This is a genomic window from Citrobacter sp. TBCP-5362 (assembly GCF_005406305.1).
Taxonomy (GTDB): domain Bacteria; phylum Pseudomonadota; class Gammaproteobacteria; order Enterobacterales; family Enterobacteriaceae; genus Citrobacter_B; species Citrobacter_B koseri.
Map to the genome: position 1 here is coordinate 2,870,985 of NZ_CP040234.1, position 26,955 is coordinate 2,897,939.

Sequence of the window (26,955 nt, forward strand, 5' to 3'; positions counted from 1 at the left end):
ACGATCCGACTTGCGTACTGGAGTTCTGCGGTCATGCGCCTGGTTCAGCTTTCTCGCCACTCAATCGCCTTCCCCTCGCCGGAAGGCGCGTTACGTGAACCCAATGGTTTATTGGCGCTTGGTGGCGATCTCAGCCCTGCCCGCTTATTGATGGCCTATCAGCGGGGTATTTTCCCGTGGTTTTCACCGGGCGACCCGATTCTTTGGTGGTCACCCGATCCTCGCGCTATTTTGCAGCCTGAAACATTACACATCAGCCGCAGCATGAAGCGTTTTCACAAACGATCGCCCTATCGCGTCACGCTTAATTATGCGTTTGGTCAGGTTATTGAAGGCTGCGCCAACGATCGTGACGAAGGAACCTGGATCACGCGCGATGTGGTGGAAGCGTATCACCGCTTACATGAGCTGGGGCATGCGCATTCCATCGAAGTATGGCGACACAACGCGCTCGTCGGCGGCATGTATGGCGTTTCGCAAGGCACCCTGTTTTGCGGCGAATCGATGTTCAGTCGCCAGGAGAACGCCTCCAAAACCGCGCTGCTTGTTTTTTGCGCTGAATTTATTCGTCAGGGTGGAAAATTAATCGACTGCCAGGTGCTGAATAGCCACACGGCATCGCTTGGCGCTGTCGAAATTCCCCGCAGGCAATACCTTGAGCATCTGGGATCATTACGGCAACAGCGATTACCGGGTCATTTCTGGGTGCCGCGCACGTTATTTTCACCTCAGGCGTGAATGTTTTCGGCACATTTTTTGTCAGGGTGTTATAATTGTGCCGCAGAGCAGGTTATGCCCATTACCCCGCCGCCGTTAAGGAACCGTTCGCGTCAGGTAACGCCCATCGTTTATCTCATCGCTCCCTTATACGTTGCGCTTCAAGTGCGGCTTTGCCGTGTTTTTCGGAGTAATGCGCCAAACCTGATTTGCTGCGTTTTAAACGCGCAAATCTTTACTTATTTAAAGAACTTCGGCATTATCTTGCCGGTTCAAATTACGGTAGTGATACCCCAGAGGATTAGATGGCCAAAGAAGACAATATTGAAATGCAGGGTACCGTTCTCGAAACGTTACCTAATACCATGTTCCGCGTAGAATTAGAAAACGGTCACGTGGTTACTGCACACATCTCCGGTAAAATGCGTAAAAACTACATCCGCATCCTGACGGGCGACAAAGTGACTGTTGAACTGACCCCGTACGACCTGAGCAAAGGCCGCATTGTCTTCCGTAGTCGCTGATTGTTTTCACGCCCGGGTGGCGTAAAGATAAAAAAAGGTCGGTTTATCCGGCCTTTTTGTTGTCCCTTTCCTGCATGAATACCGTTGATGCGAATTAACGTTATTTTTATTCCCCGCAGCGTCCCTTCCTTCTACATTCAATACTGAACTGCCTGTACGGCAGTGAACGAAACGCTACGGCGAACAACGGTGATCAACTTTTTCTAAGCTGCCTGTACGGCAGTGAACGGCGATATCGCCACGAACCAGTACGCGAGCATTTTCTAAGCTGCCTGTACGGCAGTGAACGCTGCCGGAGAACTGGAGCGCCTCGCTGCTATTTTCTAAGCTGCCTGTACGGCAGTGAACGCTGTATCATGTCCCGCTGATATTTATACTGCTTTCTAAGCTGCCTGTACGGCAGTGAACTGGAAACTGGACAAGAATTGAGGTTCAAGGCGTTTCTAAGCTGCCTGTACGGCAGTGAACAGGAATAATATCAGACAATCACGTTGATTTATTGAAGAAAAACGCAACGTCTTCCTGTCAGACCCTTTTTCACCCAAGTTGTATATATAAAATAAAATCAATAAGTTAGTAACATAAAATAAAAAGGGGTATATTGCGCTCTGTTTTAATCTTCCACCATCCGCGCATACTCTTCTGTCAAAAAATCCACCAGTGCGCGTACGGACGGCAGCAATCCACGGCGGGACGGGAATACCGCATGAATCACCTCTCTTCTGGGTTCCCATCCTTCCAGCAAGGCAACCAGCTCCCCCGCAGCCAGTTGGTCTTTCACCATTAAAACAGGTAACTGAACGAGGCCGACGCCCGCAACGGCCGCTTCACGCAGCGCCAGCATGTCTGTAGTGATCAAACGCGGTGTAAAGTGAACTTCAGCACGCGCGCCCTGTGGACCAAAGAGTTCCCAGCGGTGGATATGTTTACCTGAAGCCAGGCTCAGTCCGGGCCAGTGATGCAGTTCTGCTGGCGAAGAAGGATTCCCCATACGCTGTACCAATGTCGGGCTGGCAAACAAACGGTGCCCCCTGTCCGCCAGCACGCGCATCACCAGATCGCTGTCTTCAAAAGGACGCGGCCGGACGCGAATTGCAACGTCAATGCCCTCGCCAACCACGTCAACACGGCGGTTGGTTGCTTCAAGTTGTAACGACACATCGGGATAACGCGCCATAAACTTCGCCAGCATTGGGCCGATATGAACATGTAGCAACGTCACTGGACATGTCAGTTTTACAATGCCGCGCGGCTCGACCTGTAAGGCGGCTATCGCATCCTGCGCCGCCTGTGCTTCCACCAGCATTGCCTTACAATGTTCATAAAAGGTCTGCCCGACTTCAGTGACATTAAATTGCCGCGTGGTTCGTTGAATAAGGCGAACGCCCAGCCGTTCCTCCAGTTGCGCAATACGTCGGCTAAGCTTTGACTTTGGTTCATCCAGCGCTCGCCCTGCCGCCGCAAATCCCCCCTCCTCGACGACATGAACAAACCACGCAAAATCATTGAGATCCGGTTTTGTCATTACATTGTCCTGTTTATAGAACGGTAAGGTCTATTTTAGCGACTACTCAGATCATTGTCATAGATATAAGCTTATTTACATCAAGACAACGCCACCGAGGAGACCACCATGAAACAGATTACAGGCGTCTATACCGCACCTCGCCCGCACTGGGTTGGCGATGGATTTCCGGTTCGTTCGCTATTCTCTTATCAGTCCCATGCAGAGCAGTTAAGCCCGTTCCTGCTGCTGGACTATGCCGGGCCGCATACCTTTTCCCCTGGCGCCGAAAACGAAAAACGTGGAGTGGGAGAACACCCGCATCGCGGTTTTGAAACCGTCACGATTGTTTACAGCGGCGAAGTTGAGCACCGCGATTCAACAGGCCGCGGCGGCGTCATCGGCCCTGGCGATGTGCAGTGGATGACCGCAGGCGCAGGCATTTTGCATGAAGAGTTTCATTCTTCAGCCTTTACCCAACAGGGAGGCGAGCTGGAAATGGTGCAACTGTGGGTGAACCTGCCCGCGAAAGACAAAATGGCGGTGCCGGGTTATCAAAGCATCAGCAGCGATCTCATCCCTGCCGTAACGCTGCCTGACGAAGCCGGAACCGCGCGCATTATTGCGGGCCGCTATCAGGATGTGCAAGGCCCGGCGCATACCTTCTCGCCGTTGAATGTCTGGGATATGCGCCTGCAACGCGATCGTCATCTTACGCTGCCCGTCGCTGAAGGGTGGAGCACCGCGCTGGTCGTCCTGAAAGGAAGTATTACGGTGAATGGCACAACACCGGTAAATGAAGCGCAACTGGTGGTGTTAAGCCAGGAAGGTGAAAACCTGTATCTCGAAGCCAGTAGCGATGCCAGCGTTCTGCTGTTGTCGGGCGAGCCGCTGAATGAGCCTATTGTCGGTTACGGCCCATTTGTCATGAACACAAAACAAGAAATCGCAGAAGCCGTACGCGATTTCAACTCCGGCCGTTTTGGCCAAATCTGAAAACATTGAGGAGTACACAATATGTCCAGTCCTGCTAATTTTAATGGTTTGCGCCCGGTAATTGACGTTAACGATTCCGTTATGCTGTTAATCGACCACCAGAGCGGGCTTTTCCAGACCGTTGGCGATATGCCGATGCCTGAATTACGCGCCCGTGCGGCCGCGCTGGCCAAAATGGCGACCTTGTCGAAGATGCCGGTCATTACGACGGCATCTGTACCGCAGGGACCGAACGGCCCGCTGATCCCGGAGATCCACGCCAATGCACCGCACGCGCAGTATATTGCCCGCAAAGGCGAGATCAACGCCTGGGATAACGCTGATTTCGTCCAGGCGGTAAAAGCGACCGGCCGTAAAACGCTGATTATCGCCGGCACGATTACCAGCGTTTGCATGGCATTCCCGGCGATTAGCGCAGTCGCGGAAGGTTATAAAGTGTTTGCTGTCATTGATGCTTCCGGCACCTACAGCAAAATGGCCCAGGAGATCACGCTGGCACGCGTTGTTCAGGCTGGCGTCGTACCGATGGATACCGCCGCAGTGGCTTCCGAGTTGCAGAGCACCTGGAACCGTGAAGACGCAGCAGAGTGGGCTGAGGTCTACACCAAAGTGTTCCCGGCATATCAGTTGTTGATCGAGAGTTACAGCAAAGCGCAGGAAGTGGTGAAAAACGGTGAGATACTGGATTCACAGCGCTAATCGTATTCCCTGCTCCCCCAGGGCAGGGAATATGTTCATTGCGTAACCAAACGATAATTAAAGCGTAAATTCTGCTTGACCGTTTTGGCGCAACTCCCTATAGTAGCGCCCCGTTGCCCCCCAAGCGGTCAGGCAGCAATACAATATGGTGAGGTGTCCGAGTGGCTGAAGGAGCACGCCTGGAAAGTGTGTATACGGCAACGTATCGGGGGTTCGAATCCCCCCCTCACCGCCATATTCAGAAAAGAGCGCGTACGAAAGTACGGGCTTTTTTTCGCCTATTGCACATCGCCGGATAGCGGCGCACACGCCTTATCCGGCCTACAGAGCTCCACTCGTAGGCCGGATAGCGGCGCACACGCCTTATCCGGCCTACGAGTGGAGCTCTGTAGGCCTGATAAGCGAAGCGCCATCAGGCTTCTCAGAACCAGGGAATGGTCGCCGTAGAACTTAATCCATAGCTTGTGAATGTCCCGCTAACAGGTTCAGAACGCAGTTCACCGTGGCGAATAAACACCCGAAATTGTTGCTGATTCGACAAGCTCTTAACGTTCAGGTAAGGCAAATCGCTATGCTGTTCGGTTGACTCCACCAGGCGCTGCTGCGCCTGCTCTTCCGTTAACCATCCCTTCCTGACGGAACGCCGCAATAACCGTTGTGGACTGCTTTTCACCTGCACCCGACTCACCGTGCGCCAGCCTTTTACAGCCGGAACAGGCGTTATCGCCATACACTGGCAATAATCATTCAGCCCCTTGCGCCATGAACCGGCCTCAAGTTCCTGTAACGCCAATAACGAACCATGAAGACGCAAGCACGATCCTGGCGTCACGCCAAACTGGGGGAAGCTAACGCCAATATCCCCCTTTCCCCTTGCGCCTAACGCACGATGCAGTTTGGCAAATAACGCCGCCATCAGCATTTCAGTATTAAATTCGGGGTCTGGCAGGACACGGAGATCAAAATAGTGATCCATCATCGCTCCTTATTCGCTTTTCTCACCAAATACGCCGCCGCGAACCAGTACCGCCATCACATAATGCTGCTGAGCGGCATCCGGTTTCATACCCTTAGTGACCCAGTTATCCAGTAAGGTATAAAAATCCATTTTATCCTTCGGCTGGCGACACGCTACGCCACGACTGGTTACTGAGCCATAGGGTTCTACCGCAATCGCGCCCAATTCTTCTACTTTTGGGTGCCACGTATCGACGGTACGCAAAGCGTTGCCGATTTTCTGCGAGTGAATGCCCGCAACACCACTGACCTGGTATAACACCCTGCTTTTACTGCTGTTACTGTCCAGCACCAGTTCCTGCGAAGGAAAAACCTCCTGCCCGGCGCCCAGACGCACCTGCGCTTCGACAGTCAGCATGACCCATTCCTGACCGCTTAATCCTTTTTCGATTATCGCCGCCAGTTGGCTCAGCGAAGCATCTTCCTGCTCAAACTCACGCAGGGAATAGTTGTGACTGTTAAAAATCCATTCCTGCCCACTGGCCGCGACATTCACCTGGATCTGCTCAGCGCCAATGCGGTTGCGCCACAGGAAACGTCCGTTTGCCAGATTCGTGGCGTACCTGCGCGCCAGTTCACCAAATCCATACTCATTGATATAGCCATCAATAACCTGCTGAAGCGCATCCTGGTATGCCATATCATTACATACCGATGGCGTAGATAAATTACCCAATACGCGCAGCGTAAACACCACTTTCAAGGTGTCGGCATCTGCCGGTAAGGCCGCAATATCCACACGTTGCAGGTTTGCTTTTTGAATTTCCGCATCCAGCTTCGCCGGATCGCTGGAAATCGCATTTTTCAGCCGATTGGAAATCGTTCCTCGAACCGCCTTTTCCTGAATTTCAATCGGTTGCCAATGATCGCTTTGCCAGTTACCCGCATACATCATCGCATCGGACGTAGCGAGTTTGCGCTCAAATGCCAGTACAGAAGCGGTTTTTACAGATACAGGAGCCTTTGCCATAGTCATGTCCTTATTCTAAATCGTCGTCTTCGTTAAACGTAAAGTCGTCTGCGACAGGCATTGCAGAGCAATAGTAGCCCGTGTCGGTTGTGCGGTAGCGCCAGAGAAGCGGCTGAATATCCGTAACACGATGCAACCCACGCCATTCTCCTACGCCATACACCGCCTCGGTAAACGCAAACGGCGTCGAATTATCGCGCGCACTGGCAACCTCTCCGGGGGAATAAAGCGGAGAAATACGCTGATAGCCGCACATCAGCGGCACCAGATAACCAGGCATCGGCTTAGGCTGATATTCCCATTGAGCGTTGCCCCCCTCTTCCGGTGGTATAGCGCGGTACTGGATTGCGGCAAAATCTAACCAGGCATCCAGTAATGTGCTTTCCGGCTGTTGTTGCCGACGCTGGTGATAATGCGTTGTCAGCCATTCGCTGCGGTCGCAAAGAGCAAAACCCGGCATCAGCCGCCAGAGGATCTGACGGAGCTGTTTTTCATCATCCGGCGCAGGAAATACCTGCGGATCGCGCAGACTGACAATACTTCCGCCCGCCAGCTTTTGGCTCTGACACAGCATTTTCAACTGCGAACAAAACGCCTCTTTGCCGTATTCGCCATTCACGATTTCACCCTGGCACTCAATCACCAGGGAGACGGTAAGGTGCATTCTTCCTTCTTCATTGAACGAGGCCGTTTTCCCTTCTTTAGTCAAAGGGTTACGCGTAAGCGCAAACTGATAGTCACGCCCCGAGGAATATGCCTGAACATGAGAATGATGGCTGATCACCGCGCAGCCATCAAAATGCACGCCATGCGTGGCGCGCACTTTACGGGAAAGCGCATGCACGTACCCCAGAAAATGGCTTATCGCCGGAAAACCCCAGGTTAACCCGGCAACGGCATTCGCATTTTCAATACGGATATGGGGCAATAAAATCAGATAACGCATTTCAGCGCCTCCCGCAAAATCGCTTCCATTTCCCGCATCCGCTGGCGAAACAGCGATTGCGTCCGCCATTCCCGGCGCTCAACAAGCCCCACATCCAGACGCGCCTTATTAAGCCGATAGTTCAGCCAGCGTGCGAAATCATCCGCAACGCTTATTTGCCAGTCATCTTTGTCACGTTCAAGACGGAAAGTTTCATCCGTCTGGCCGCGCCAGGGATCGAGCCAAAGCTGCTGATGGAGGAGGAGATCGGTATTATTTCGCGTCCAGCCTTGCCAGGACGCCTGCTGGAAAGTGGCGGCATGCATGAAAAGAAGGTCGATAAGCTCATCAACATACGCTGCTCGCGCATTGCGAATAGCGTGATTATTCTTCTCAGTATTTTCTTTCAGCAGAAACACCATACGGGAAACAATACCTGACGCGGCCCGATTAAACGCGCCGCGCAACGCAAAGAGATTGAGCATATTTTGCGGCGCTTTATCCAGATTCAGCCATTGAGGCGGCTGCGACGACAGCAGCCAGATACGCCCACCGCGCGCGCTGTTCAACGCAGAAATATTCTGTGGCTTGGTACCGCCAAAATGCATTTCAGCCATGTCTGGATAACGAACATCGGGATGCGGATGCCATTTACCCGCTTTGTGCGCATCGCGTACCGCTTTCGCCTCTTCTCCAAAGCGAGGTGCGACTAGTTTTTCATGCAACACCTGCGCCAGCGAGGTAGCAAACAACGGACACAACAGATGGTAATCATTGCCTACGGGGAAATAGACCTGTTTAGCGAGTTTATGCGATGCCGGCTGAGTGGGCGTTAACGCACGATTAAACCCTTCCACCCACTGCGTCAGTTGAGCGTCATTCTCAGCAAAGGCGTGAAGCGGTTGATGTTCACCCCGCTTCAGACAAGCCAGCAGCGAGTCACCCTCGACGTCGGTTTGCAACAATTTCGCGACGTCAAGCGCGGCGGCATTTCCAACGGCATCCGTCGGGAGGTTCTTAAGCGACGCAGTGCTTAAATACCCCTCTTCACCCACGGTATCGCGATATATGCTGCTGCTTTTTGAATCCCCGTGGGTAAATTTAGCCGCATGCGTCACCAGGCTAATTTGCTCTGCTCGCCTTGCCGCATCCGTCAACCAATTTTGCGGTTGATAGCGTGCCTCAAGCGTCTGACGTTCCAGGGCGATGGTACTGGCATCTTCTCCCTGCGCCAGTCGCTTTGCAGCCTCTTTTTCAAAGGCTTCCAGCTTTGGCTGCCTTCGCGAGGCAATGTAATCGGTAATAAAATGGGTCAGTGCTTCAGTTGTCATAACTGCTCCCGACGTTCTTAATTAATATCCCTGTAAACACCCAACCACGGGTGGTAACGCCAGTCGCTCGTCACATCCTCTTCATTTACAGGTACGCTGATCTCACCGAAAATTTCACCTACGCGGTTAATCTCAGTCTGTTGGGCATCGGCCAACGCCAGCAACACCTGGCGGTAGTCCGTACATCCCCAATGGTCTGTTCCCTCTGCATACTCAATGTCCTGAAGAACAAATTTATCGGAAGCCTTGATGTTGCCGTTTTCGGTATGAAATGCGAAATAAGGCTCGCTCTCTTCCTCTTCCATATGCAGAAAAAATCTGGCTTCCGGCTGCGACTGACGAAACGGTGTCTTACGCTGTAGCCAGGCATTCCAGGTGAGCGGTTTACGCCACCAGTTTGCGGCAATAATCTGCCGGCTCTTACTGCTGAGTAATTCTTCCCTGAGCCGCATGTGCTCCAGTTCCGCCAGTTTATTTTCACCATTTGCAGGCAAAATACGTGGCAATGCAGTGATCGTCTGATAATCCTGCGGTGGTAGTAATTCACGCAGGTCGTGACTGGCTAATGGATGATCCTTATTTTCAAATCCCGGCTTACAAAACGCGGGGGAGCGCTTTCTCAGCGCTTTAATATTACTGCTGAGAATCACCAGGTTTTCGTTCTCTGGAACGACGCGTCGATGGCGCTGTATACGCCCGGCGAACTGAATAATGGATCGCATAGAGCTGGGTTCGATGATGCCCCAACTGCTGTCCCAGTCCCTGCCAACCTCCATGACGGAAGTCCCTAACACGACAAAAAGGTGATGCTTCTCCGGGCGGAGATTGAGGGCTTTTGCAATATCTGGATGTTGCCAGAGCGTATCGGGCTGATGGCGAGTAAATGCGCTATCCAGACATTTTTCGATGGCTGAACGCACCGCCAGCGGGTGCCGGGCATGGTAGACACAATAATGGATACAGACATCCTGCGGCGAAGGGATCGCCATTAACGCTTTTGCGACAGCGACCAGCGGATCGATATTCGCGAACCTGACTAAACCCAATGACACGGTCTTACCACCGGGATGCGTCTCTTTATGCGCGTGATGTAAAACCTGCATTTCCGTATGCACGGCGCGGGCCACGCAGGTAATGACATCGCTCACCTCTGGCGACGCCGGAGATACGGGCGAAATACGCCCAAAGTGCAGACGAGGTTTTGCCGCCAGCATTGCCGCCCGCTGCTCAACAAATGTTTTATGCGCAATGCTAAAGCTGCGTCCATCCGCGATGTGCTCCACCTTCGCGCCTTTTTCATCGAACCATGCGCAGCAAATATTCATCGGTTTCTCTGACGCGCCGCAGGACGCCTGCCATATTTTGCGCCCGGCAAGCCAGGCGGCAAACATTGCCTGGATAAGATCCGGCGGCAGCGTTGCCGACGAGAGCAGCACGCGGGTTCCCAGCATCCCGGCCCAGTTCATCAGGCGGCAAACGGCATGCAGATCGGCAATATCAAAATCATCAGGTTCATCCAGCACCAGATCGCTGGTCAGCAAACGCAACATCGCCGGTAGCTGCTTCCCGCCACGCACACCTTCCGTCGCCGAAATCAAATGATCGAGGGTTGTCACTAAAACAGGGGCACTGACTAACGCCGACAATTTCCTGTCGCCGCTCAACCATTTTTCCAGCGCCCCCGTTTGCACACTGCCTTCATAATGAACATATTGCTGTTCTTCAGACAAGGCCTTTGCCGAGGCGCTATCCCTGTCTGGTTCCGGTTCTTTTTCCTTCTGCCACAACTGTTTCACCGCACCCGAGCCAATCAGTACCGCCAGGTCATCGTCGTCCAGCTTCAGTCGATTACGCAACGCATCGCCGGTTTGCAGCGTCAGCGTGCGTAACCCCATTGCCACGGTGAAGCGACAGCCTTCCTGCTCATCAGCCAGCGCATACATTATTCGTGCATTGGCAAGCGTCTTCCCGCAGCCCGTCGAGGCCATATTGACGCCGAAAAACCCTTCTTCCCGACTCCTCTCACGCAGCGCGACAGCTACATCCCAGGCTTTATTTTGCCAGTGATAAAGCGGATTACCCGAACGCTCACGAAAACCTTTATGCCTTGCAATCGCCGGAAGCGACGAACGCACACGCGCCAGTTGTCTCCCCAGAAGCAATGCGTGATGCGCGACACCAGTCAGATGCTCATCAACCCGTTGTTTTAGCGTGCCATTTTTCCGATCGCTGTTTGCCCATACACAATAATCAGGATCTTGCCACGTTGGGTGAGGATGGCTGGAAGAGTAGAAGTGATCGGCCAGCATCAGACAAAAACGCGCCATATGCAGCGTGAACAGTTGATCCATCTGTCCCCACTGTTTTAATGCCGCAGCATTCTTAGCGCGTCGGGAGATCTGACGAGCTTTCTCCCGCCAGACGCGACTTTGTACAGGCGTGCCTGATGGAAAAACCCAGACATTGCGAAAATCGACGTCTCGCCACCCTTCTTTTATATGATTCACGGCGTTCCAGTCTGCATTAAGCTGATTTTCAAGCCAGCTCTGACATCCCTCCAGCTCGTTGTCGCCACGCAGGTTTTCAGGAAGACGGTGATGAGACAAAATTAGCCAGGCGACGACGCTGGCAAGCGGTGGAAGCGTACGAAAAGGGCTGTCAGAATAGCAGGGGTTATCCTTGCGCAATCGAGCCAGAAGTTCAGCGTCGTCATCCGCAGACAACTCACCGAGTTTTGCCAGCCACTGTTCATCATGTTGCTCACCGACAAACGCCTGAAACAGGCGTACCGAAACCCATTCATGGCGATAAGGTTGATAACTTTTAGCTGTTTTTTTCGTCAGGCTTTCCTGAAAACAGAACCCTGCCTTACCAAAATCATGAAACAAGCCCGCAATCGCTGCTAACAGCGCAATGCTTTCCGCACATCGCCACCGATGTTCATCGTTGTTCGTGATAAGCGTTTGTGTGGTTCGGTTGGTAGGAACACGCCCTTGCGCATTAAAACGACGTATATTGCCGACAATCCATAGCAATTCCATTTGCCCGTTTTTCTTCAACCAGTGGCAGGCAACCGCAGTATTACGCCTTGCGGTTTTCCGTAATAAACGGCGCAGCGTGTTAACGCCTTCTAAGGTGATGATGGTTTGCCAGGCCGCGTCTCCCGTTCGCTCAGCAAACTGATCGAGTATACGGCAACTCTCCTCGCGAGCGCGTTTGGTGCAGCGAGAGATAATCAGCACATTCATTCGCTATCCTCAGCCAGCTGTCGCGCCGTGTCCTGAAGCGTGGTGATCATTAAATCTAAAGCATCAGACTGCTGAAATCTATTAATACAGCGCTGGCGGAACGCCTGTGCATCCTCCCCCTCCATTGCCGCGATAAACGCTTGCGGCATGACAAGCGCGTCTTTGATAAGATCGGCCAAATCAAAGACCAGGCCGCCGCGACGCGTTTTACCGTGCATAACCGCCAGACCGTGTGGGAGCCCTGTAACCCATGCCGCAACAGCCGCTAATCCGTATGCCAGATAATTACCCTGATCCAGAAACCGATTCGCCATATCCAGACCACCGCCCCGTTTTGCTCGGGTAAAATCGCCATATCCAACGGTCTGGCTCACCAGTTTATACAGCGATTTTGTTAATTGCGCCTCTTTGAGCATTAAATGAGTATGATCCTCTGCTTGCGCCATAGACGCATCCGCGCGCGTGATAATATCATTTAATCGTTCCCGGTCTGGCTGAAATATTTTCTGTGATGATGGAGCTAACCAATATTTTTCTATTTGCTGCAATCTTATTTTCTGAAACATCTTTGCCGCAATCAGTCTTTTTTCTTCTTTAAACCAGAAAGAGACCCAATGCTGTAAATATTCAGTCGGTCGATATTCACTTTGCGGTGACAGCCATGACACATCAATATCAACTTCATTTGCGGAATAAAGCGGCGTACCATCAGTGCCACAGAAGCCAACCATCACGCCAGCCCTTGCAAACTCCCGCATCGCCGCCTGTGACACTGACGTGCCCATACCCAGCATCACTGCCGTAGTATTCGCGACAGGAATATTCCAGTAATATGATTCATTACCTGCACTCGTAATGTATTCAACTCGCCCACCATTTACCTGCACACGGCACTTTTCAAGATAATATATATTGGCGCGTTTAGAGTGCAGAATGGTTTTTAAATCCGAAGGCATAATTGAATTTGCAGACATATCTATTTAAACCCCGTCATTTTATGTGTTATCGATAGTACTGATGAGGCTCCGGCAGATGAAATGATAAAAATCAACAAAAGAGCTTTCAAAATAAATAATTACATTTGTGGTGTGGTAGCTGCCTGTACGGCAGTGAACAGCGGCACGCGATTTTATGATCTTCCGCGTCGTTTCTAAGCTGCCTGTACGGCAGTGAACCGGATTTCACGCCGATGATGCGCCGTATTCTTTTTCTAAGCTGCCTGTACGGCAGTGAACGTGAACCCGGAACAAGGATCATCCTGAGTTGCTTTCTAAGCTGCCTGTACGGCAGTGAACTTTCTCCCGCATCGGGACGCAGTCGGCGATACTTTCTAAGCTGCCTGTACGGCAGTGAACAAGCTCGATAATTTTATCGACTTTCCCGTTTGTTTCTAAGCTGCCTGTACGGCAGTGAACGCCCAAATATCATCTTCTGTCGGCTTGTCGCTTTTCTAAGCTGCCTGTACGGCAGTGAACCTGCCATTGTTGGCAAAATCCGCTCGGTGTGGTTTCTAAGCTGCCTGTACGGCAGTGAACCTTTACTGCACGCAATCCACTGCCCCGGGACATTTCTAAGCTGCCTGTACGGCAGTGAACGGAACTATCGGCGGCTGCGTGTATCGCCTTAATTTCTAAGCTGCCTGTACGGCAGTGAACTGTGCCCGGCCGATGCCGACTTACTCTGTACCTTTTCTAAGCTGCCTGTACGGCAGTGAACATTTCCAACCATTAATCGGATATATCACCTCATTTCTAAGCTGCCTGTACGGCAGTGAACGCTTCGGCTAATGCATTACGTGCTAATTACCATTTCTAAGCTGCCTGTACGGCAGTGAACCGATGCTGGCGCCAAACTGTCGGGCGATAACTTTTCTAAGCTGCCTGTACGGCAGTGAACTCAAGTTATGATTGTTTCCGTGGGCAGTCACTTTTCTAAGCTGCCTGTACGGCAGTGAACATAGCGTTCCATAAATGCCATTTTCTGGCTGTTTTCTAAGCTGCCTGTACGGCAGTGAACTTCCGGCATCCACTCAGACGAACCTACGTACTTTTCTAAGCTGCCTGTACGGCAGTGAACTTATTCCTGATATGCGCGGGCAAACCATCAAATTTCTAAGCTGCCTGTACGGCAGTGAACGTGGAATGTCCACATTGTGTCCACACATTAGATTTCTAAGCTGCCTGTACGGCAGTGAACATATCGAATGGTGCGCCGTTCTCGTGCCTATTGTTTCTAAGCTGCCTGTACGGCAGTGAACCCAGCGTTTTGGGAATTTGCCTGCGGCTTCCATTTCTAAGCTGCCTGTACGGCAGTGAACGGTGAGCGGGTTGATGAATGCCAGCCGCCCGGCTTTCTAAGCTGCCTGTACGGCAGTGAACAAGGAACTCTCTCAAGCACATTAATAATACCCTTTCTAAGCTGCCTGTACGGCAGTGAACATCAGGGAAATCGAGATTGAACAAAATGACGTTTTCTAAGCTGCCTGTACGGCAGTGAACAGTCGCATCCCAGCAGGTTCTGAACCTGTCGCTTTCTAAGCTGCCTGTACGGCAGTGAACATCCGACAGGGGTTTACCGTAGCGGTGGCTCAGTTTCTAAGCTGCCTGTACGGCAGTGAACTTTCGTGGTGCCGTGAAGGGAGTGGCGCGCTGTTTCTAAGCTGCCTGTACGGCAGTGAACCTCATCACGATCACTTACAGGTTCATCGTTCTTTTTCTAAGCTGCCTGTACGGCAGTGAACTGAAGCAGTTCGTCGCTATCATGGTGTTAATAAAGAAAAATATCAACGAAATGATTAAATACCCTTTTATCGCCACCTAATATAAACACATAAAAATCATAGCGTTAAAAAAACACTCAAAAAAAGGGTTTCCAGGTATCCGGGGCATGACGGCAAAAAAATCCGTAACCTCAAAAGAGATTACGGATTTTAGCGAGTTTATCTGAACGCGACTGGCGTTCAGATTTTACCGGTTACGAGATTAATGCGCGGCTTCCGGTTTGTGCTTTTGCGCACTCTGGAAGCCATACGTCAGCTCATTTTTCTCTTTATCCAGAGCAACGGTCACCTGGCCGCCGCCAACCAGCGAACCGAACAGCAGCTCGTTTGCCAACGGTTTTTTCAGGTTGTCCTGGACGACGCGCGTCATTGGACGTGCGCCCATCGCGCGGTCATAGCCTTTCTCAGCCAGCCAGTCACGCGCTTCCTGACTCACTTCCAGGGAAACGCCTTTCTGATCCAGTTGAACCTGCAACTCGACAATAAACTTATCGACAACCTGATGGATCACTTCAGTAGACAGGTGATCGAACCAGATAATGTTGTCGAGACGGTTACGGAACTCCGGCGTAAACACTTTCTTGATTTCACCCATCGCGTCCGTACTGTTGTCCTGATGGATGAGGCCAATCGATTTACGCTCAGTTTCACGCACACCGGCGTTGGTGGTCATCACCAGCACCACGTTGCGGAAATCCGCTTTACGCCCGTTGTTGTCCGTCAGCGTGCCGTTGTCCATCACCTGCAACAGCAGGTTAAAGACATCTGGATGCGCCTTCTCAATTTCATCCAGCAGCAGAACCGCATGCGGATGTTTGATAACCGCATCGGTCAGCAGACCGCCCTGGTCGAAACCGACATATCCTGGAGGCGCGCCGATCAGGCGGCTTACGGTGTGGCGTTCCATATACTCGGACATATCAAACCGCAGCAGCTCAATACCCAGCGCTTTGGAGAGCTGTACCGTTACCTCGGTTTTCCCTACCCCGGTAGGCCCCGCGAACAGGAACGAACCGACAGGTTTATGTTCATGACCGAGACCCGCACGGCTCATTTTGATCGCTTCGGTCAGCGCTTCAATTGCCTTATCCTGCCCGAAGACCAGCATTTTCAGGCGGTCGCCGAGGTTTTTCAGCGTATCGCGATCGCTCTGCGAGACGCTCTTCTCAGGAATACGCGCGATGCGCGCCACAACGGACTCAATATCCGCCACGTTGACGGTTTTCTTGCGCTTGCTGACCGGCATCAGACGAGCACGCGCACCGGCTTCGTCGATGACGTCAATCGCCTTATCCGGCAGATGACGGTCGTTGATGTATTTCACCGCCAGCTCTACCGCCGCACGCACCGCTTTCGCCGTGTAGCGAACATCGTGGTGCGCTTCGTACTTCGGTTTCAGGCCGTTGATGATCTGCACAGTCTCATCCACGGACGGCTCAGTGATATCAATTTTCTGGAAGCGACGCGCTAACGCGCGGTCTTTCTCGAAAATGTTGCTGAATTCCTGATACGTCGTGGAACCAATCACGCGGATCTTACCGCTGGAGAGCAGCGGTTTAATCAGGTTTGCGGCATCCACCTGGCCGCCCGACGCCGCACCCGCACCGATAATGGTGTGGATCTCATCAATAAACAGGATGCTGTTGGTGTCCTGTTCCAGCTGTTTGAGCAGCGCTTTAAAACGTTTTTCGAAATCGCCGCGATACTTGGTGCCCGCCAGCAGCGAGCCGATATCCAGCGAGTAGAGGGTGCAATCCGCCATCACTTCCGGCACATCGCCCTGGACAATACGCCAGGCCAGACCTTCGGCAATCGCCGTCTTACCGACGCCGGACTCACCCACCAGCAGCGGGTTATTTTTCCGGCGGCGACACAGCACCTGAATGGCACGCTCCAGCTCTTTTTCACGACCAATCAGCGGATCGATTCCGCCCACGCGAGCAAGCTGGTTAAGGTTAGTCGTGAAGTTCTCCATACGTTCCTCCCCGCCAACTTGTTCTTCGCTATTTGGCTGATTGCCGGGGTCAGAAGACTGACTCGGCTCGTCCTTTCGCGTCCCATGAGAAATAAAGTTCACCACGTCGAGGCGGCTGACTTCATGCTTACGCAGCAGATAGGCCGCCTGGGATTCCTGTTCGCTGAAGATAGCCACCAGCACATTCGCGCCAGTTACCTCACTGCGCCCGGAGGACTGAACGTGAAAGACCGCACGTTGCAGCACGCGCTGAAAACTCAACGTCGGCTGTGTGTCGCGCTCTTCTTCGCTGGCAGGCAGTACGGGTGTGGTTTGTTCAATGAAGGCTTCAAGTTCCTGACGGAGCGCCACCAAATCCACGGAGCACGCTTCCAGCGCTTCGCGGGCCGATGGGTTACTGAGCAACGCCAGTAACAAGTGCTCGACGGTCATAAACTCATGTCGGTGCTCGCGCGCTCTGGCGAAAGCCATGTTTAAACTGAGTTCCAGTTCTTGATTGAGCATAGGCACCTCCCCCAATTTTTACGCCTGCATTCAGGCTTTTTCCAGCGTACACAGCAACGGATGCTCGTTCTCCCTCGCATACTTGTTCACCATCGCCACTTTGGTCTCCGCAACCTCGGCGGTAAATACGCCGCAGATAGCTTTACCTTGATAGTGAACCGCAAGCATCAGTTGCGTTGCACGTTCTACATCATAAGAAAAGAATTTTTGTAACACGTCAATAACAAACTCCATTGGAGTGTAATCATCATTGACTAATATCACTTTATACATAGATGGCGGTTTTAGCGCGTCGCGCACCTTATCTTCCGCCAGCTGGTCAAAATCCAGCCAATCGTTCGTCTTACCCATTGTCAGTCGTCATCTTCGGTTACGGTTACCGGCAGAACGTACTGCCGCTGACAAGAGCCTATGCACGCAATCAATCTACCCCAATTAATAGATAACTATCATCTATCTCTGTCATCCGCGACATCTGTCACATTACCGGCAATAGCGTTAACTGCTTCAAATTTTTGATTCATTTTTACCCCATCCACCCCGCCTGGCGCTTGACGCCCCGCCTGATTTCTCTAAATTGTAGTTTCGAGAGTTGGCGAGGTTTTGAACAGCCCCCACTCCGCCACCGGTTCATTCCATCTTACTTATATAAGATTTACGAAGGATGTCGAAGCATGGAAACGGGTACTGTAAAGTGGTTCAACAATGCCAAAGGGTTTGGTTTCATCTGCCCTGAAGGCGGCGGCGAAGATATTTTCGCCCATTACTCCACCATTCAAATGGATGGTTACAGAACGCTTAAAGCCGGGCAGTCTGTCCGGTTTGATGTCCACCAGGGGCCAAAAGGCAATCACGCCAGTGTCATCGTGCCCATCGAAGCAGAAGCCGTTGCATAGCTCTTCTGTCTCATTGTGTACATCCCGCAGTCAAAATGCCAGCCCGATCGGCTGGCATTTTTATTTCTGCGCCATTGCTTTTTGCCGAATAGCGACGCTGACGCGCCTTACCCGGCGGACAAACATCCGGCAAGATTCACTCCCGCGCCAGCGCATCTACCGGATCGAGTCGTGCCGCATTACGTGCGGGCAACCAGCCAAACAGTATCCCGGTAAACGTCGAGCACAAGAACGCCGTCAGGAGCGCGACGGGCGAGAAGCCGATTTCCCAGCCGGGTAAAAACATCTGTAGCGTAAAGGCGATCAACATCGACAGCCCGATCCCCAACGCGCCGCCGACCAGACACACCAGCACCGCTTCAATTAAGAACTGTTGCAGCACATCGCTGGCGCGCGCGCCTACCGCCATACGGATACCGATCTCCCGGGTTCGTTCAGTGACGGAAACCAGCATAATGTTCATTACGCCAATCCCCCCTACCACCAGTGAGATAACCGCAACCAGCGTCAGGAACAGTTGAAGAGTACGTGTGGTCTTTTCGGCGGTTTTCAAGACGCCGTCCATATTCCAGGTAAAGAAATCCTTCTTCCCGTGGCGCAGCGTCAGCAGGCGGGTAAGCTGCTGCTCAGCCTGCGCGCTGTCAAATCCCTCTTTCACCCGAACGGTGATGGAATTCAGCCATGACTGCCCCATCACCCGCCCGGACATCGTGCTGTACGGCAGCCAGACGCGGAGGATCTTACTGCTGCCGAACATAGACTGTTTCTCTTCGGCCACGCCGATCACCGTTGCAGGCATATTACCGACCAGGATCACTTCGCCCACCACTTTCGCTTTATTGGGGAAAAGTTGACGCCGCGTGTTGCTGTCGAGCACCACCACCTGTGCCCGGCCATTCAACTGCTCTCTGTTGAACGTGTTCCCCTCGCTAAAGGTCATGCCGTAGACGTTAAAATAGTCGCCGCTGACGCCATTGGCGCTGGCGGCCACGTCGATGTTGCCATAGCGAAGCCGCAGATTTTGCGATACGGCAGGCGTCGCGGACGTTACCCACGGCTGCTTCTGAATCGCGTTCAAATCGTCATATTTCAGCGCCTGCTGATATTGCGGATCGTCGTCGCCGAAGTCTTTACCGGGATAAATATCGATAGTATTGGTGCCAATAGCGCGAATATCCGCCAGCACCATCTGTTTTGCCGCATCGCCGACCACCACGATCGACACCACCGACGCAATCCCGATAATAATCCCCAGCATGGTGAGCAAGGTGCGCATTTTATTGGCGGCCATCGCCAGCCACGCCATCGTGAGCGCCTCACGAAATCCGCTGACAAACTGGCTCCAGCCGGAGGCCGTTTTGACGACGGGCTCTGCGATGCCTTGCCCCGCTTGCGTTTTCTGCGACGGCGGATTACGCACGATCTCGCCATCGTGGATTTCAATCACCCGTTCGGCCTGAGCGGCAACCTGCGGGTCGTGGGTCACGATAATGACCGTATGCCCCCGATCGCGCAGTTGATGCAGAATCGCCATCACTTCATCGCCGGAATGGCTGTCGAGCGCCCCCGTCGGTTCATCGGCGAGGATCACCTGCCCGCCGTTCATCAACGCGCGCGCAATACTCACCCGCTGCTGTTGCCCGCCGGAGAGCTGCGAAGGCTGATAATCCACCCGATCGCCCAGCCCCAGCCGTTGCAGCAACTCTTCGGCCCGCTCCAGCCGTCGTTTGCGCTCCGTACCGGCATAAACGGCGGGCACCTCAACGTTTTGCGCCGCCGTCAGATGTGAGAGCAAATGATAACGCTGGAAGATAAAACCAAAATGTTCGCGGCGGAGTTGCGCCAGCGCGTCGCTGTCGAGCGTAGAGACATCCCGCCCCGCAATCCGATAGGTGCCGCTGGTGGGTTTATCCAGACAGCCGAGGATATTCATCAGGGTCGATTTACCGGAGCCGGACGCGCCGACAATCGCCACCATCTCTCCGGCATGAATTTGCAGGGAGATGCCCTTCAGCACCTCGACCTGTTCTTCACCTGACGGATAGCTACGGCGAATATTGCTCAGTTCAAGCAATGCCGTCATTGCGCGGCTCCAGGTTTGCTCTCGCTGATCACCACCTCATCGCCCTCTTCCAGTCCCTTGACGATCTCCACGTCGGTATCGTTACGCGCGCCAATCGACACCTCGCGTTCACGGGTTTCGCCGTTACGCAACAGCGTGACTTTGTAGCGGTTGTTGCCGACCGGGTCGCCAAGCGCCGCCAGCGGAATCGTCAACACGTTTTTAATGTCCGTGAGCTGAATATGCACCTGTGCGGTCATGTCCAGGCGCAAAATCCCTTTCGGGTTAGGAACTTCAAAACGCGCGTAATAGAAAATAGCGTCGTTCACTTTTTCAGGCGTGGGCAGGACATCTTTCAGCGCGCCTTCATAGCGGGTCTGAGGGTCGCCCAGCACGGTAAACCAGGCTTTTTGTCCGGGACGCAGGTGAATAACGTCCGCTTCGGAAACCTGCGCCTTCACCAGCATGGTGCTCATATCCGCCAGCGTCAGGATATTTGGCGCCTGTTGAGCGGCAATCACCGTCTGTCCCTGCAAGGTGGTGATTTGCGTCACCTCGCCTGCCATCGGGGCGACAATGCGGGTGTAATCCAGGTTGGTTTTTGCCGTATCAAGAGAAGCCTGATTACGTTTAATCTGCGCGTCAATCGTGCCGATCTGCGCCTGTTTGACGGCCATTTCCGTCGCGGCCGTATCCAGTTCCTGTCGCGAAATCGCCTGGGTTTTCGCCAGCTGTTGCTGGCGTGACAGGGTGACGCGCGCCAGTTTCCACTCGGCTTCAGCCTGTCGGCGCTGAGCGCGTAATTCCATCAGCGTGGCTTCCACCTCTTTGATCTGGTTTTCCGCTTGTTCAGGATCGATAACGCCAAGCAGCTGATCTTTTTTCACCTTGTCGCCAATTGCGACCGACAGCGTTTTAAGCTGGCCGCTGACCTGCGCCCCAACATCCACTTTGCGCAGCGCATCCAGTTTCCCCGTCGCCAGCACGCTCTGCTGGAGGTCGCCCGGACGGACAATCAGCGTTTGATAGTGGGGTAACGGCGCATTTAACGTTCGCCAGAGCGTAAACATCGCCACGATGATAATGAGGGCGATGAGAAGATAGCGCTTTTTCATTTTTCCCTTGAGCTTCATAACGATCCAACATTCCCCGAGATATCCACCAGAGTGGGAAGATAAACCTTAACGGTAAATAAACAAACACTGAAAAACGCGCCGAATATCGCCGTCGCTATCCATTGCTGGACTGCATTCCGCCACAGATGTCGCGGCTGTTTCGCCGCTAATCCGCTCTCCCGCGCGCCAGCCAGAGTACGCGGGAGAACATTTTTTTGAACAGCGTCGGCACCGCGTCAACGCCGCGTCGCCCTGCCTCCATCGCCACTTCAATGGCTAAATCAGGCTTTGACGAGCGGTGGATCGCCTTCGAGATAATTTTCCGCATATTCATCGGGACGTTTTCCGGTATTTGCGCCACCCGATGAAAGACATCAGCAAATCCTGACCGATACATAAAATGTTCCATATCCAGAGCAGGCAATGCCGTCAGGTGCTCACGCTCTTCTTCCCGGTCGTTATTCAGCAAACCGCGCACCGTTGCGGCATATTTTTTCCCGGCTTCGTCGCCATCCACCAGCACATGCCACTCAATCCCCATCCGGCGGGCGAATTTTACCAGCGGTCTCAGGCCAGACTGGGCGAATTCGATCACTTTAATCCCTTCGGCATCGAAGTGGTGCCCACACTGGCGCGCCAGTTCGTTGATAACCCAGGTTTCCGTTTCGCCTTCCACCAGCAGCCAGCAGCGGGAAAACAGCGACGAGGCCCGGTTAAAACGAATATGAAAGGCGATGCGGCGACCATCTTCCGCGCTCAGCCCGCCAGGCTCCAGTCGCCAGGCCGCGACCCGTGAAGATTCACGCACCAGACGGACAACGTGCTCCACAGGCGTCAGCGACAGCAGCTCGCCGGAATTGGTCGTTGCCACACGTTGCAGCGGTAAAAGATTCAACAACTGCCATGCCACCGACAGCATAATTGGATGCAGACGCGTTTCCGGGTCTTCAACCAATAATAATGGTCGGGCATCTTTATCCAGCCGCAGCGTCCCTTTCGCCTGTAACAGCGTGGAGAACAGCCCCAGCAGGATCACGCGATGCGTTCGGCCGCCGGGTTTGTCGATCATCCGGTTAATAATGTCCAGATAGCGCCAGCTACGCTGCTCGTTGTTCGAACGGCGACGCATCAACCGATGACGGGATTGCCCCGCGCCTTGCTCGGAAAAGTAGTGCTCCAGCAGCTGTACCATCGCCGAAAGCCCCTGGCGGATCTGCCCGTCCGTTAAATTCTGCGGACGGGTCGCCAGCTCTCGCGCCAGAAAGTCCAACTGGCAGGCGGTAACTTCAACATCGGGAACATCGGGCACCGTACCGTTACGGATGCGTCGCATAAAGCGCGCATCGCGCAGGCGCAGTACCGGCATCAAACGAATGAGATGGTGTGCCTGGCGATTAATATCATCGACCGGTAGCGGGTGGCCGTCGCCATCAAGGAAGCTGCGCAGCGTCATCACGCTGCCATCTGCCGCGCTCTCCCCCTCCAGGCGGTAGAAAATACGGTGAAAACCATCCTGACAGGGAGACCAGCATGCCTCCAGCGGGCGGTATCGACGCACCCGATGGCGGCCTGGCTGAGATTCACGGAAAGTGAGGATAATATGCAGATGATGTTCACGTCCCTGAATATCTCCGGGGGGAAACCAGAAATCCTCGCGGATGAAATGATACAGTTCCGATTCTGGCGACAGCAGCAAAGTTAAGGCATCCAGCAGGCTGGATTTCCCCCACGCGTTCTCCCCAATCAGCACGTTGTTTTGCTCCAGCATCAACGATAATCGATTGATCCCGCGAAAACCCACAATCTCAACGCGTTCGAGAATCATGTATCCTCCAGAAATGAACAACTTATCCTTTCCGCAGTATAACGACAAAATCCGTTGCATGGCGTGATAATTGCAGCATTAAGTCCGTGCACTACACTCTTTATTAAGACAAATCAGAACAAGGATTCACACCACATTGCCCTAAATCAAACTAACTGAATTTTTTTAACTGGTGATTGGGTGACGTTCGTTCTTAAAATACAGTTTCCTGCATTATGTCGTCACCCTTTTATGACGATAAAAAAACAGCCGCATATTCAATGTGGTTAATTTTATTATTTGAGGTGGTTATGTTTAGAAAATTAGCAGCCGAATGTTTCGGTACATTCTGGCTCGTTTTCGGTGGCTGCGGAAGCGCCGTTCTGGCTGCGGCATTCCCTGAACTGGGAATTGGTTTTGCGGGTGTCGCGCTGGCTTTTGGTCTGACCGTACTGACAATGGCATTTGCCGTAGGTCATATTTCCGGCGGACATTTTAACCCGGCAGTGACATTAGGTTTATGGGCTGGCGGTCGTTTTCCGGCAAAAGAGGTCATTGGCTATATTATCGCTCAGGTTGTCGGCGGTATTATTGCCGCGGCGGTGCTGTATCTGATTGCCAGCGGTAAAGCAGGCTTTGATGCCGCTGCCAGCGGTTTTGCCTCTAACGGTTACGGCGAACATTCCCCTGGCGGTTATTCCATGCTTTCCGCCATCGTCATTGAAATCGTGCTGACCGCCGGTTTCCTGCTGGTCATTCATGGCGCGACGGACAAACACGCCCCGGCGGGTTTTGCCCCAATCGCCATTGGTCTGGCGTTAACCCTGATTCACCTGATCAGTATTCCGGTCACCAACACCTCTGTGAACCCGGCGCGCAGCACCGCGGTTGCGATCTTCCAGGGCGGTTGGGCATTACAACAACTGTGGCTGTTCTGGGTGATGCCGATTATCGGCGGTATTCTGGGTGGCGTGCTGTACCGCACGCTGCTTGAAAAACGCGATTAATTGAGTGAAGTCCGTGGTGTCGGGTGGCGACTACGCCTTACCCGACCTGCGGTACAGTACAATAAGCAGGCCGGGTAAGCGTTAACGCCACCCGGTTTTTTTTTGCTCCTTTACCTGACCGCCTTTATTGGGTAGTGTCATTGCGCTGTCTCGCATATAAAGGACCCGGTTGTTCATGTTTTCAGGACTTTTAATCATTTTGGTTCCACTGATTGTGGGCTACCTCATTCCGCTTCAGCATCAGGCCGCATTAAAACTGATCAACCGGCTGTTAAGCTGGATCGTCTACGTCATTCTCTTTTTTATGGGGATCAGCCTGGCGTTCCTGGATAATCTCGCCAGTAATTTGCTCGCTATTTTTCATTATTCCGCTGTCAGTATTACTGTTATTTTGCTGTGCAACATCGCGGCATTATTCTGGCTGGAACGTTCGCTACCGTGGCGACACAACCACCAGCAGGAGAAATTACCTTCACGTATCGCGATGGCGCTTGAGTCACTTAAATTATGCGGCGTCGTGGTGCTGGGTTTTCTGCTTGGCCTCAGCGGGCTGGCATTTCTCAAACACGCTACGGAAGCCAGCGAATATACGCTGATCTTCTTATTATTCCTGATCGGCATTCAGTTGCGAAACAATGGCATGACCTTAAAACAGATTGTGCTGAATCGCCGGGGGATGATTGTCGCCGTGGTGGTGGTCGCCAGCTCTATGCTCGGCGGAGTCATCAATGCGCTCATTCTCGGCCTGCCGATCAAAACCGCGCTGGCTATGGCATCGGGTTTCGGCTGGTATTCCCTGTCCGGCATTTTATTGACCGAATCGTTCGGCCCGGTAATTGGCAGCGCCGCTTTCTTTAACGATCTGGCGCGCGAGCTGATAGCGATTATGCTGATCCCCGGTCTGGTTCGTCGCAGTCGCTCCACCGCGTTAGGGTTATGCGGCGCCACGTCGATGGACTTCACGTTGCCGGTGCTTCAGCGTACAGGCGGTCTGGAGATGGTGCCTGCCGCCATCGTTCACGGTTTTATCCTCAGCCTGCTGGTGCCGATCCTGATGGCCTTTTTCTCAGCCTGATACCTCCCTGGCGGTAGAACCCTGCCGCCAAAATTGCGCTAAATCAATCTCCCTGTAAATTATGTAAGAAATCACTTTTATCCCTTTGCGCGCAGGCATAACCTTAAACATGTATATTAAATATAACTTTAAAAAAGGTGTGACCATGTTTTGTGTGCAATGTGAACAAACCATCCGTACTCCGGCGGGGAACGGCTGCTCCTACGCGCAGGGTATGTGCGGTAAAACAGCGGAAACGTCCGATCTCCAGGATCTGCTGATTGCGTCCCTGCAAGGTCTGTCTGCATGGGCTGCTAAAGCCCGTGAATATGGCATCATCGATCATGACGTTGACAACTTTGCCCCGCGTGCATTTTTCTCCACCCTGACCAACGTTAACTTCGATTCTCCGCGTATCGTCGGCTATGCCCGTGAAGCGATCGCCCTGCGCGAATCGCTGAAAGCGCAGTGCCAGAACATCGATGCAAGCGCTACGGTAAACAATCCGATGGCCGACCTGCAACTGGTCAGCGACGATCTGGGCGATTTGCAACGTCAGGCCGCCGAGTTCACCCCGAACAAAGACAAAGCCGCTATTGGCGAGAACATCCTCGGCCTGCGTCTGCTTTGCCTGTATGGCCTGAAAGGTGCGGCAGCGTACATGGAGCACGCCCACGTTCTGGGTCAGTATGACAACGACATCTACGCGCAGTACCACAAAATCATGGCGTGGCTGGGCACCTGGCCTTCCGATATGAACGCTCTGCTGGAATGTTCTATGGAAATCGGCCAGATGAACTTCAAAGTGATGAGCATCCTGGATGCCGGTGAAACCACCAAATACGGCCACCCGACCCCGACTCAGGTTAACGTGAAAGCGGTTGAAGGTAAGTGCATCCTGATCTCCGGTCACGACCTGAAAGATCTGTACAACCTGCTGGAGCAGACCGAAGGGACTGGCGTGAACGTCTATACCCACGGTGAAATGCTGCCCGCGCACGGTTACCCGGAACTGCGTAAATTCAAACACCTGGTCGGTAACTACGGCAGCGGCTGGCAGAACCAGCAGGTTGAATTCGCCCGCTTCCCTGGCCCTATCGTGATGACCTCTAACTGCATCATCGACCCGACCGTTGGCGCGTATGACGACCGTATCTGGACGCGCAGCATCGTCGGTTGGCCGGGCGTAAACCATCTGGAAGGCGAAGATTTCTCTCCGGTTATCGCCCAGGCGCAGCAGATGGCAGGCTTCCCGTACAGCGAAATCCCGCATCTGATCACCGTTGGTTTCGGTCGCCAGACGCTGCTGGGCGCAGCAGACAGCCTGATCGACCTGGTCAGCCGCGAAAAACTGCGTCACATCTTCCTGGTGGGCGGCTGTGACGGCGCGCGTGGCGAACGTAACTACTTCACCGATTTCGCGACCAGCGTACCGGATGACTGCCTGATTCTGACGCTGGCCTGTGGTAAATACCGCTTCAACAAACTGGAATTCGGCGACATCGAAGGTCTGCCGCGTCTGGTTGACGCCGGTCAGTGTAACGACGCTTACTCCGCCATCATTCTGGCCGTCACGCTGGCAGAAAAACTGGGCTGTGGCGTGAACGACCTGCCGCTGTCTCTGGTGCTCTCCTGGTTCGAACAGAAAGCGATCGTCATCCTGCTGACGCTGTTGTCTCTGGGCGTGAAAAACATCGTGACCGGGCCGACTGCGCCAGGTTTCTTCACCCCGGATCTGCTGGCTGTCCTCAACGAGAAATTTGGCCTGCGTCAGGTCACCACCGTTGAAGAAGATATGCAGCAACTGTTGAGCGCGTAAGGAGTTTTA

Annotated in this window: 21 protein-coding genes, 1 tRNA gene, 1 pseudogene and 2 CRISPR repeat arrays; of the genes and pseudogenes, 10 read left to right on the forward strand and 13 right to left on the reverse strand. The window is 53.2% G+C overall.

What is annotated here, in order from left to right; translation table 11 throughout:
* Positions 1–33: 33 nt before the first annotated feature.
* The 3 genes and pseudogenes from aat to infA all read left to right on the forward strand — a co-directional run bounded on the left by aat (position 34) and on the right by infA (position 1,241).
* The gene (aat, locus tag FD428_RS13745) at positions 34–738 is read left to right on the forward strand and encodes a leucyl/phenylalanyl-tRNA--protein transferase (protein WP_012133041.1); all 705 of its coding nucleotides are present in this window, start codon (positions 34–36) and stop codon (positions 736–738) included.
* A pseudogene (locus tag FD428_RS13750) lies at positions 739–1,095 on the forward strand (hypothetical protein).
* Positions 1,023–1,241: a translation initiation factor IF-1 gene (infA, locus tag FD428_RS13755; RefSeq protein WP_001040187.1), complete on the forward strand. Its 219-nt coding sequence runs from the start codon at positions 1,023–1,025 to the stop codon at positions 1,239–1,241. The pseudogene FD428_RS13750 and the gene infA overlap by 73 nt, the downstream one beginning before the upstream one ends.
* A 140-nt stretch (positions 1,242–1,381) precedes the next feature.
* Positions 1,382–1,709: a CRISPR direct-repeat array (repeat unit 28 nt; unit sequence TTTCTAAGCTGCCTGTACGGCAGTGAAC).
* Between the two features lie 145 nt (positions 1,710–1,854).
* Here infA and FD428_RS13760 read toward each other — a convergent pair.
* Positions 1,855–2,766 (reverse strand): LysR family transcriptional regulator, encoded by a 912-nt coding sequence (locus FD428_RS13760; protein ID WP_058668952.1) that lies wholly within the window; start codon positions 2,764–2,766, stop codon positions 1,855–1,857.
* Positions 2,767–2,874: 108 nt separating this feature from the next.
* Here FD428_RS13760 and FD428_RS13765 point away from each other — a divergent pair, with 108 nt between their 5' ends.
* The 3 genes from FD428_RS13765 (at position 2,875) to FD428_RS13775 (ending at position 4,675) form a co-directional block, all read left to right on the forward strand.
* Entirely contained in the window at positions 2,875–3,741 is an 867-nt protein-coding gene (locus FD428_RS13765; RefSeq protein ID WP_114848454.1) for a pirin family protein, read from the forward strand.
* Between the two features lie 21 nt (positions 3,742–3,762).
* Positions 3,763–4,440, forward strand: a complete 678-nt coding sequence (locus FD428_RS13770; RefSeq protein WP_049011452.1) for an isochorismatase family protein — start codon at positions 3,763–3,765, stop codon at positions 4,438–4,440.
* 147 nt (positions 4,441–4,587) lie between these two features.
* A tRNA-Ser gene (locus FD428_RS13775) sits at positions 4,588–4,675 on the forward strand.
* A 186-nt stretch (positions 4,676–4,861) separates the two neighbouring features.
* On the opposite strand, the gene cas6f is transcribed toward FD428_RS13775, so the two are convergent.
* The 9 genes from cas6f to FD428_RS21860 form a co-directional block, all read right to left on the reverse strand.
* Complete coding sequence (gene cas6f / locus FD428_RS13780) at positions 4,862–5,416, reverse strand: type I-F CRISPR-associated endoribonuclease Cas6/Csy4 (protein WP_049011447.1); 555 nt, start codon at positions 5,414–5,416, stop codon at positions 4,862–4,864.
* Between the two features lie 9 nt (positions 5,417–5,425).
* Positions 5,426–6,427: a type I-F CRISPR-associated protein Csy3 gene (gene csy3 / locus FD428_RS13785; RefSeq protein ID WP_058668949.1), complete on the reverse strand. Its 1,002-nt coding sequence runs from the start codon at positions 6,425–6,427 to the stop codon at positions 5,426–5,428.
* Between the two features lie 10 nt (positions 6,428–6,437).
* On the reverse strand, positions 6,438–7,373 hold the full coding sequence (csy2, locus tag FD428_RS13790) for a type I-F CRISPR-associated protein Csy2 (protein WP_114848455.1): 936 nt from the start codon (positions 7,371–7,373) through the stop codon (positions 6,438–6,440).
* Positions 7,361–8,683, reverse strand: coding sequence for a type I-F CRISPR-associated protein Csy1 (gene csy1 / locus FD428_RS13795; protein WP_114848456.1), 1,323 nt, complete (start codon positions 8,681–8,683; stop codon positions 7,361–7,363). The genes csy2 and csy1 overlap by 13 nt, the downstream gene beginning before the upstream one ends.
* A gap of 17 nt (positions 8,684–8,700) precedes the next feature.
* Positions 8,701–11,931 (reverse strand): type I-F CRISPR-associated helicase Cas3f, encoded by a 3,231-nt coding sequence (gene cas3f, locus FD428_RS13800; protein WP_114848457.1) that lies wholly within the window; start codon positions 11,929–11,931, stop codon positions 8,701–8,703.
* Positions 11,928–12,905, reverse strand: a complete 978-nt coding sequence (gene cas1f, locus FD428_RS13805; RefSeq protein WP_114848458.1) for a type I-F CRISPR-associated endonuclease Cas1f — start codon at positions 12,903–12,905, stop codon at positions 11,928–11,930. Before cas1f ends, cas3f begins: the two co-directional genes overlap by 4 nt.
* Before the next feature lie 113 nt (positions 12,906–13,018).
* A CRISPR array of direct repeats spans positions 13,019–14,671; the repeat unit is 28 nt; unit sequence TTTCTAAGCTGCCTGTACGGCAGTGAAC.
* Between the two features lie 241 nt (positions 14,672–14,912).
* Positions 14,913–17,189, reverse strand: a complete 2,277-nt coding sequence (clpA, locus tag FD428_RS13810) for an ATP-dependent Clp protease ATP-binding subunit ClpA (protein ID WP_012133049.1) — start codon at positions 17,187–17,189, stop codon at positions 14,913–14,915.
* A gap of 30 nt (positions 17,190–17,219) precedes the next feature.
* The gene (clpS, locus tag FD428_RS13815) at positions 17,220–17,540 is read right to left on the reverse strand and encodes an ATP-dependent Clp protease adapter ClpS (protein WP_012133050.1); all 321 of its coding nucleotides are present in this window, start codon (positions 17,538–17,540) and stop codon (positions 17,220–17,222) included.
* 98 nt (positions 17,541–17,638) lie between these two features.
* The gene (locus FD428_RS21860) at positions 17,639–17,713 is read right to left on the reverse strand and encodes a hypothetical protein (protein ID WP_213164981.1); all 75 of its coding nucleotides are present in this window, start codon (positions 17,711–17,713) and stop codon (positions 17,639–17,641) included.
* A 150-nt stretch (positions 17,714–17,863) separates the two neighbouring features.
* Between FD428_RS21860 and cspD the strand changes: the two genes are divergently transcribed.
* Positions 17,864–18,085 carry a cold shock-like protein CspD gene (gene cspD / locus FD428_RS13820; protein WP_000447499.1) on the forward strand — a complete coding sequence of 74 codons (222 nt, stop codon included), beginning with the start codon at positions 17,864–17,866 and terminating at the stop codon, positions 18,083–18,085.
* 136 nt (positions 18,086–18,221) lie between these two features.
* On the opposite strand, the gene macB is transcribed toward cspD, so the two are convergent.
* From macB to FD428_RS13835, 3 genes are all read right to left on the reverse strand, one after another.
* Positions 18,222–20,168 carry a macrolide ABC transporter ATP-binding protein/permease MacB gene (macB, locus tag FD428_RS13825; RefSeq protein WP_047457825.1) on the reverse strand — a complete coding sequence of 649 codons (1,947 nt, stop codon included), beginning with the start codon at positions 20,166–20,168 and terminating at the stop codon, positions 18,222–18,224.
* Positions 20,165–21,262 (reverse strand): macrolide transporter subunit MacA, encoded by a 1,098-nt coding sequence (gene macA, locus FD428_RS13830; protein WP_371417097.1) that lies wholly within the window; start codon positions 21,260–21,262, stop codon positions 20,165–20,167. The genes macB and macA overlap by 4 nt, the downstream gene beginning before the upstream one ends.
* Positions 21,263–21,428: 166 nt before the next feature.
* The gene (locus tag FD428_RS13835) at positions 21,429–23,087 is read right to left on the reverse strand and encodes an ATP-dependent endonuclease (RefSeq protein WP_114848459.1); all 1,659 of its coding nucleotides are present in this window, start codon (positions 23,085–23,087) and stop codon (positions 21,429–21,431) included.
* A gap of 290 nt (positions 23,088–23,377) precedes the next feature.
* Between FD428_RS13835 and aqpZ the strand changes: the two genes are divergently transcribed.
* From aqpZ to hcp, 3 genes are all read left to right on the forward strand, one after another.
* On the forward strand, positions 23,378–24,073 hold the full coding sequence (gene aqpZ / locus FD428_RS13840; RefSeq protein ID WP_024130486.1) for an aquaporin Z: 696 nt from the start codon (positions 23,378–23,380) through the stop codon (positions 24,071–24,073).
* Between the two features lie 175 nt (positions 24,074–24,248).
* Positions 24,249–25,148, forward strand: coding sequence for a lysine exporter LysO family protein (locus FD428_RS13845; RefSeq protein ID WP_012133055.1), 900 nt, complete (start codon positions 24,249–24,251; stop codon positions 25,146–25,148).
* A 145-nt stretch (positions 25,149–25,293) separates the two neighbouring features.
* Positions 25,294–26,946 (forward strand): hydroxylamine reductase, encoded by a 1,653-nt coding sequence (hcp, locus tag FD428_RS13850; RefSeq protein WP_024130487.1) that lies wholly within the window; start codon positions 25,294–25,296, stop codon positions 26,944–26,946.
* Positions 26,947–26,955: the final 9 nt, after the last annotated feature.